The 8,187-nt window shown below is 72.5% G+C and carries 5 protein-coding genes and 1 pseudogene; 2 read left to right on the plus strand and 4 right to left on the minus strand.

What is annotated here, in order from left to right:
* Positions 1-51 precede the first annotated feature (51 nt).
* Positions 52-1,251: an ABC transporter permease gene (locus tag AC5WRT_RS36095; RefSeq protein ID WP_496100978.1), complete on the minus strand. Its 1,200-nt coding sequence runs from the start codon at positions 1,249-1,251 to the stop codon at positions 52-54.
* Positions 1,248-2,168, minus strand: coding sequence for an ABC transporter ATP-binding protein (locus AC5WRT_RS36100; RefSeq protein WP_496098044.1), 921 nt, complete (start codon positions 2,166-2,168; stop codon positions 1,248-1,250). Before AC5WRT_RS36100 ends, AC5WRT_RS36095 begins: the two co-directional genes overlap by 4 nt.
* Positions 2,169-2,926: 758 nt before the next feature.
* Between AC5WRT_RS36100 and AC5WRT_RS36105 the strand changes: the two are divergent.
* Positions 2,927-3,643 (plus strand): annotated as a pseudogene (locus tag AC5WRT_RS36105) (glycosyltransferase family 39 protein); the annotation flags it as partial.
* 940 nt (positions 3,644-4,583) lie between these two features.
* Here AC5WRT_RS36105 and AC5WRT_RS36110 read toward each other — a convergent pair.
* The gene (locus tag AC5WRT_RS36110) at positions 4,584-5,798 is read right to left on the minus strand and encodes a cytochrome P450 (RefSeq protein ID WP_496098043.1); all 1,215 of its coding nucleotides are present in this window, start codon (positions 5,796-5,798) and stop codon (positions 4,584-4,586) included.
* Positions 5,799-5,844: 46 nt separating this feature from the next.
* Positions 5,845-7,044 carry a cytochrome P450 gene (locus AC5WRT_RS36115; protein WP_496098042.1) on the minus strand — a complete coding sequence of 400 codons (1,200 nt, stop codon included), beginning with the start codon at positions 7,042-7,044 and terminating at the stop codon, positions 5,845-5,847.
* A gap of 371 nt (positions 7,045-7,415) precedes the next feature.
* Here AC5WRT_RS36115 and AC5WRT_RS36120 point away from each other — a divergent pair.
* Positions 7,416-8,187: beta-ketoacyl synthase N-terminal-like domain-containing protein (locus AC5WRT_RS36120; protein WP_496100979.1), on the plus strand; the 772-nt coding region annotated here is incomplete at its 3' end.

Consider the following 8,187-nt stretch of genomic DNA (forward strand, 5'->3'; position numbering starts at 1 on the left):
GCCCCTCGCCGTGCACCGGCGAAGGGCCCCTCGCGCGTGTCCCTCAGCGGGTCACGTCTCGTTCCAGCGGAAGAACCGCAGCGTCAGCGCGGTCACGACCGCCGTGAAGGCGAGCATGCCGCCCATCGTCGGCAGGGCGTCCGACAGGCCGCCGCCCCGGCTGAGCACCGCCTCGCTGCCCTTGACGAGATAGCGCAGCGGCATCATGTACGAGACGGCCCTGACCCATCCCGGGGCGTTGTCCAGCGAGAAGAACGAGCCGGACAGGAACGACATCGGCAGCACCAGCAGCTGCGCCAGACCGCCCGCGGACTCCTCGGTGCGGGTGAGCGAGCCGATGAGCAGACCCAGCGACATCAGCGCCAGCGTGCCGCACATCACCAGCGGGATCACCAGCCACCACTCACCGGTCAGCCGCAGCCCGAAGTACGGCAGCGTCGCCACGAGCAGGAACAACGCGGTCTGCGTGAGCGCCAGCAGCGTGGTCATGGAGACACGTGCGGCCACCACCTCCCAGGTGCGGATCGGCGACAGCCGCATACGCTGCAGGATCTTCTTCCGGCGCAGCGTCACCAGAGTCAGCGCCGTGCTGAACACCGAGCTGGAGGCGATGGCCCAGCCCATCAGGCCCGGCGTCAGGTACTGGATCGGCTTGACCGACTCGTCCTCGACCTGACTCGCCCTCAGCGTGTACGTCGGCGGCTTGCCGGTGGCGGCGAGGTTCGCCTGCTCCAGCACCGCGTTGAGCGTGGCACGGGCGGAGGCTCCCTTGACGGAGTCGGCGGCGCTGTAGCGCAGGACGACGGTCCCGCCGTGCTGCTCCACCAGCGCGTCGTAGCCGCCCTTGCGGACCTTCGCCAGCGCCGACTTCTCGTCGCTCACCTTGGTGACGGTGGCGGCCTTGGCCAGCTGGCCGCGCTGGCCGGCGGTGAGCGAGTCGAGCACCTTCACCGGGCCGACCTGGGCGACCTTGATGTGCGCGGCGCCGTCGCTCTTGAACAGCGTGCCGAACAGCAGCAGGAACAGGATCGGGAAGATCAGCAGGAAGAAGATCGTGCCCTTGTCGCGCAGCACGCTCAGGATCATCGTCCGGGACAACTCCCGTACCGGGTTGAGCCGGTCCTTCCCGGAACCGCCGCGGGCGCCCTTCGGGACCTCGGCGCCCTTCCCGGCGTCCCCGGGTCCGGGGTCCCTGCCTTTCTCGCCCGCCGTCGTCCCCGCGGTCCGCGGGGTGGTCTCCTCGATGCTCACGAGCGGTACTCCCGTCCGGTCAGCTGGAGGAACACGTCCTCCAGGGTGGCGCCGCGTACCTCCAGGCCGCGCAGGGCGTTCCGGTCGGCCAGGACGGACAGCACCGGTCCCGGCGTGACGGTCGCGACCGTCAGCAGCACCCCGTCGTCCTCCACGGTGGCGTCGGCCACCCCGGTGGTCTTCAGCAGCTCCCGCAGCGCGTCCGGTGGGACGAGCCCGGACTCCACGCTCACCCGCACCATGTTGTCGAGTTCACGCACGAGCGCCGCGGGGGCGCCGGTCCGCAGCACCTTGCCGCGCTCCATCACGGACACCCGGTCGCACAGGACCTCCGCCTCGTCGAGGTAGTGCGTGGTGAGGACGACCGTGCGGCCCTCCTCGTTGACGTCCCGCAGCAGGTCCCACAGATTGCGGCGGGCCTGCGGGTCCAGGCCGGCCGTCGGCTCGTCCAGGAAGACGATCTCCGGGTCATGCACCAGACCGCAGGCGATGGACAGACGCTGCGCCTGCCCGCCCGAGAGCTTGTCCGCGGGCACCCGGCCGAACTCGGTCAGCCCGACCCGCTCCAGCATCGCGTCGGCCTGCCGCGCGCCGACCCGGTAGAACGACGCGAACAGCCGGATCGTCTCCCGCGTCGTCAGCTTGTCCAGGAACGACGAGGCCTGGAACTGCACGCCGATCCGCGTCAGCAGGCCCAGGTTGCGCGGCCAGGGGCTCTGCCCGAACAGCTCGATCCGGCCCTCGTCGGGCTCGCGGACGCCCTCCAGGATCTCCAGCGTGGTCGTCTTGCCCGCCCCGTTGGGGCCGAGGATGCCGTAGAACTCGCCCGTCTCGATGCGCAGGGAGACCCCGTCGACGGCCTGGATGTCCCCGTACCGCTTGCGTACGCCGTCCGCGACGATCGCCGGCGCCGTCATGACGCGTCCTGCCTGGGCCGGCGAAGCCGTGTGCCGGCTCCGCCGCACATGAACTGATGGTCCATCACTCGACTGTCGTCTCTCCGTGATCAGGTTGGGGGGATCGGTTGTGAGGAGGCTGGGGAGCCGGGCCGGGGGCCGGGCCGGGAGGGTGGCGGCCCGGCCCCCGCGTCCGCCCCCGCCGGCTGCGCGCGGCGGCCGGGCAGGGACGGCGGCAGGTGCCGCATCTCGGGCGGTGCGGTGCGCGACCCAGCCCAGCACAGGCCGCGCCGGAGAGGCCATCGCCGCCGCCGAAGACTAGGGAATCGCCCGCACTCCGGCCCACGGAAAGGGAACACCCCGTTCTCGCACCCACCCCCTTCCGTACGTTCGTCCCGTGCACGCCCGCGACCGGCCTCCGGCGCTGAGCGACGCCACTCCGGCCGACCGGGACCTTCACGGTCACCGCGAGCGCCGGGGTCCGTGCGGCGCCCGCCGTCACGGTGACCGCGAGCCCACAGTCTCCGTGCGGCTCGCGCCCTTACCCCGGCGCCGACCGGGCCCCGCGCCCCACGCCGCCACCGCGACGGTGCCGTCTCCCCGGGCTTCGGCCGGAACGGCCGCTGTGCGGGGGCGGGGAGCGCTGGCACGGTGGCTTCGGGCCGGGACGGCCGGCGCGCGGGGGCCGCTGATGCCGCGGCTTCGAGCGCGACCCTCGCGTGGACGACCGCCCACCCCAGACCCCCCACCCACCACCGCACAGGATCGAGGACGTCACGATGCCCCCCACCGACCGGGACCAGGCCGTCCCTCCCGACGCCGGGCCCGGCCGTTCCGGGACCGCCGCCCGGACTCAGGCCCCCCACACCCCACCGCAGCGCCTGCCCCCGTTCGCCCTGCTGCCGGTGAGCGTCGTCGCCGCCGCGACCGCCGCGCTGCTGCTGCTCACCGCGCGCCGGTTCGGGTACTTCAGCGACGAGCTGTACTTCCTCGCCGCCGGCCGGCACCCCGCCTGGGGGTACGCCGACCAGCCGCCGTTGCTGCCCCTGCTCGCCCACGCCATCGACAGGATCGCGCCGGGCTCCCTGCTGTGGCTGCGTGCGCCGGCCGCCGCCGCGACCGCGCTCGGCGCGCTGCTCACCGCCCTGATCACCCGGGAACTGGGCGGACGCCGGGCCGCCCAGACGGCCGCCGCGGGCGCGTACGCCGTCTCGCCGGTGATGCTGCAGATGGGCCACCTGCTCATCACCGCCACTTTTGACATCTTCCTGACGACCGTCACGACCTGGCTGCTGGTGCGCTGGGTCCGCACCCGGCGCGACCGGCTGCTGCCGTTGCTCGGCCTCACCGCCGCCGTGTCCCTCCAGGTCAAGTTCCTCAGCGCCGGCTTCTGGGCGGTCCTCGCGGTGGCGCTGCTGCTCGCGGGCCCGCGCGCCCTGCTGCTACGGCCCCTGCTGTGGGCTTCGGCGGCCGGCGCGCTGCTCACCGCCGTACCCGGGCTGCTGTGGCAGGCCCGCCACGGCTGGCCGCAACTGGCCATGGCCTCCGTCATCTCGAAGGAGGTCGCCGCCGACGAGGGCGGGCGGTCGCTGTTCCTGCCCACGGTCCTGTCGGCCGCCGGACTCGCCGGCGCCGTGCTGCTCTGTGCGGGACTGCTGCGGCTGCTGTTCGCCCGCGAGGCCCGCCCCCACCGCTTCCTCGGGCTGACCTTCGCCGGCCTGTGCGCCTGCTACCTGGGCGTCGATGGGCGGCCGTACTACGTCGCCGGGCTCTTCCCCGTCCTGTGGGCGGCCGGCGCCACCGCCCTGCAGGGCCTGCGCCGCACCCGGCCGCGCCTGTGGGCGACCGGCCTCGCCTACGTGCTGTCCGCGGCGCTCGCTGTACAGGTCCTGCCCGTCTACCCGGTGCACCGTCTCACCGCCCGCAACTCCGACCGGCTGGCCCGCGAGAGCGTCGGCTGGCCCGAACTCGCCGCCTCCGTGGCCCGCGTCCACCACGCCCTGCCGCCCGACCTGCGCCGACGGGCGCTGATCGTCACCGACCGCTACGACCAGGCGGGCGCCCTCGACCGGTACGGCCCCGCACTCGGCCTGCCCCGCCCGTACAGCGGCCACCGCGGCTACGCGGACCTGGCCCGTCCCACCGACGACACCGCGCCCGTCGTGTTCGTCGGCGCCGACGCCCGCTACCTGCGCCGCTTCTTCACCCACGTCGAGCGGCGCGGCACCGTCACCAACGCCGAGGGTGTCCACAACCTCAACTGGGGCGCACCGATCTGGCTCTGCGAGGGCGAGCGCGCACCGTGGCGCACCCTGTGGCCCCGGCTCTCCCACCTGGACGACCACTCGACGGGACAGCGCACCTACGGGACCGGGGGCGGCCCCTTGCGGGACCGCCCCCGGGTGTGCACGGGGCCGGCGTGCCCGTGCACGCATGTCAGCCCCAGGTCACGGGCAGCGCGTACACGCCGTAGTGCATCGCCTTGTCGCGCAGCGGGATCTCGCGGGGCTCCACCGCGAGCCGCAGGTCCGGGAAGCGGTCGAACAGCTTCTGGTAGCCCAGGCGCAGCGTCGCCCGCGCCAGGTGCTGGCCCAGGCACTGGTGGATGCCGAAACCGAACGCCAGGTGCCGGCGCGAGGGCCGGGTGACGTCGAAGACCTCCGGGTTCTCGAACTGCTCCGGGTCCCGGTTGGCGGCCGGCAGCGACAGCACCACCGTCTGCCCGGCCTCGATCTTCCTGCCGCCGATCTCCACGTCCTCCAACGCCACTCGGCTGGCGCCCATGTGAGAGATCGTCAGATAGCGGAGCAGCTCCTCCACGGCCCGCTCCATCAGCTCCGGCCGCTTGCGGATCTTCTCCAGCTGCTCGGGATGCTGCAGCAGCGCGAACGTGCCGAGACCCAGCATGTTGGGGGTGGTGTCCAGGGCGCCGCCGATGGTGATCCAGGCGATGTTCGCCAGCTCCTCATCGGTCAGCTCCCCGGTCTTCACCAGCTTGCCCAGCAGCTTGTCGTCGGGCTCGGCGGACAGCTCCTTCACGATCCGGGCCAGCGTCTGGTCCAGGGCCGTGTTGTGCTCGACGAACTCCTCCAGCGTGTAGTCGATCCGCATGATCGCCGAGAAGTGCCTGTCCAACTCGGCGATGTCCTTCTCCGGGACGCCCATCACCGAGTGCACCGACCGGTGGACGACCTTCTGCACGAATGCCGGCAGCAGGTCCACCGGCGGCTCCAGCTCGGCCATCTCGTCGAGCACGCCGTCGATGATTCCGGCGAGCGTCGGCTCGTACTCCTGGATCTTGCGGACCGTGAAGAAGCCGGTCAGCAGACGCCGGTAGTGGGTGTGGTCGGGCGCGTCCATGCGGACGAACGAACCCGGCGGCGACGGCTTCGGGTCGTAGTTCTCCACCTCGAACGGGGGCGACGCGACCAGCGCCAGCAGATCGGCCCGGTGGCTGAACCGCGGGTCGGTCATGACGGCCCGCACGTGCTCGTGCCGGGTCACGAGCCAGCCGTCCTTGCGGCCCGGCGCGATGTCGAACGCCAGCGGGCTGATCGGGTCTTCCTCCCGCAGTCGGCGGTACTGCGGGTCGGGGTCGAAGGGGCACGTGCGGTCGGTCGGGATCACAGGGGGTTTCGGCTTGAAGGCCATGGGACTCCTCCGTCTGGTGGGGCTTGCGTCCGCCCGGGTGCGCCGCTCAGACCCGTCGGACCGTCAGCGGCAGCTGCCGAAGGCCGAAGACGTTGACACGGTTGTCGAAATAGGACAGCCGGCTGTCGCGGTCCACGCGGATGTCGGGGTACCGGTCGAGCATCAGATTGAGCGCGATCTGCCCCTCCATACGGGCCAGCGGGGCGCCCAGGCAGTAGTGGATGCCGTGCCCGAAGGCCAACTGCTTGGCATTGGGCCGGTCCCGCACGAAACGGTCCGGCTCGGGGAAGACCCGCTCGTCGCGGTTGGCGGACAGCAGCCAGAGGTACACCATCGTGTTCTCCGGCACCTTCTCCCCGGCGATCTCCACGGGCGCCGTCGGCACCCGCTCGATCTTCAGGAACGGCGGCCGCAGCCGCAGCACCTCCTCGGTGAAGGGGGCGGCCCGCGCCCGATCCTCGCGCAGCCGGCCCAGTTCGCCCTCCTCCTGGTCGAGGGTCAGCAGCATGTTGCCCAGCAGCACCGCCGTGGTGACATGACCGGCGAGCAGCAGCAGCGCGGCGAAGCTCACCACGTCCTCGTCGTTCAGGCGCTCCCCGTCGACCTCCGCCCGCACCAGCAGGCTCATCAGGTCGTCGTGCTCGCGCGCCCGCCGCTCGGCGACGTGCCCGCGCAGATAGGCGTCCAGTTCCTGCACGGTCCTGCCGAGGACCTCCGCGCCCTCGGGCGTCTCCCAGTTCACCGTCAGCAGGTTGTCGGCCCACGTCTGGAACAGCGGGCGGTCCGCGGGCGGCACACCGAGCATCGAGGAGATCACGATCACCGGCAGCGGATTGGCGAACGCCTCCACCAGGTCGAAGCGGTCCGCGCCGGCCAGACCGTCCAGCAGATCCGTGGCCACCTCGGTGATCCGCGGCGCCAGCTCGCTGATCATCTTCACGGTGAACACCTTGCTCACCAGCCGGCGCAGCTTGCCGTGCCGGGGCGGGTCCAGCAACAGCAGCGTGCCGCCGGGCGGTTGACGCTCGCCGTTCGACAGCCGGGTCACCGTGTCCGAGGAGAACGCCGCCGGATCGGCGGTGATCCGCTGCACGTCCTCGTGCCGGAACACGTGGTAGCGGCCCTCCGGATCACACCACACCGGCTGCTCGTCACGCATCCGCCGCAGCCAGGCCAGCAGGCTCGCCCCGCCGTCCAGGCCCACTTCGGGCGGCGCGGAGACCTCGGGGCCGGGGGGATCGGGCACGGCTGTCATCGGAAGAACCCCTCTCTTCAGGGCAGTCCGCACGGGCGGCGGGGCGGAAGCGACCCCAGGGCAGCACGAGCCCCGAAGCCGGGGCCACAAACGCCGCCGAACTCTAGGGGTTTGCCGGTCCCGACGGCCCGAGGGGCCCGCCCGGGGCAACTAGGGGATTTTTCAGAGTCGGAGGTCGAGCCACCGTCGACGCCGTGCGCGGCCCCCAGACTTGACCGGGTTCGACGTGTTCGAAAAGCCATGCGGACCGCGTGGGTGTCCGAGCCTGAGGAGATCCGGTGTCGTCTACCGTCCCGAGCGCAGCGGGCCTGCCGTCGGTCGGGTCCGCCGTGGTGCGCGACCCGAGCCCGGGGGGGCGAGCTGTGAGCGAAGACCGCCTGCGTGAATACCTGAAGCGCGTCACCGCCGACCTGCACCGCACCACCAACCGGGTGCGCGAGCTGGAGGCCGGGGACCACGAGCCGATCGCCATCGTCTCCATGGCGTGCCGCTACCCCGGCGGCGTGGGCACCCCCGAGGACCTGTGGCGCCTCGTCGCCGACGGCCGCGACGCCATCACCCCGTTCCCCGAGGACCGCGGCTGGGACGTCGACTCCCTCTACCACCCGGACCCCGAACACCCCGGCACCTGCTCCACCCGGGAGGGCGGCTTCCTGCACGACGCCGCCGACTTCGACCCGGACTTCTTCGGCATGTCGCCCCGCGAGGCCCTGGGCACCGACCCGCAGCAGCGCCTCCTGCTGGAGATCTCCTGGGAGGCCCTCGAACGCGCCGGACTCGCCCCGGGCAGCCTGCGCGGCAGCCCCACCGGCGTGTTCGTCGGCGTCATGTACAACGACTACGGCTCCCGCTTCGACGTACCGCCGCCCGGCCTCGAGGGCTTCATCGGCAACGGCAGCGCCGGCAGCATTGCCTCCGGCCGCGTCGCCTACACCCTCGGCCTGGAGGGCCCGGCCGTCACCGTCGACACCGCCTGCTCGTCCTCCCTGGTCGCCCTGCACCTGGCCTGCCGGGCGCTGCGCGCGGGTGAGTGCTCCCTCGCCCTCGCGGGCGGCGTCGCCGTCATGTCCACCCCGGTCACCTTCACCGAGTTCAGCCGCCAGCGCGGACTCTCCCCCGACGGCCGCTGCAAGT

Source organism: Streptomyces sp. NTD91, from assembly GCF_059510455.1.

What these genes read in the sequence shown, in the direction of transcription:
- AC5WRT_RS36100 (WP_496098044.1), bottom strand. Translation starts at nt 2,168, where the DNA reads ATGACGGCGCCGGCGATCGTCGCGGACGGCGTACGCAAGCGGTACGGG.
- AC5WRT_RS36110 (WP_496098043.1), bottom strand. Translation starts at nt 5,798, where the DNA reads ATGGCCTTCAAGCCGAAACCCCCTGTGATCCCGACCGACCGCACGTGC.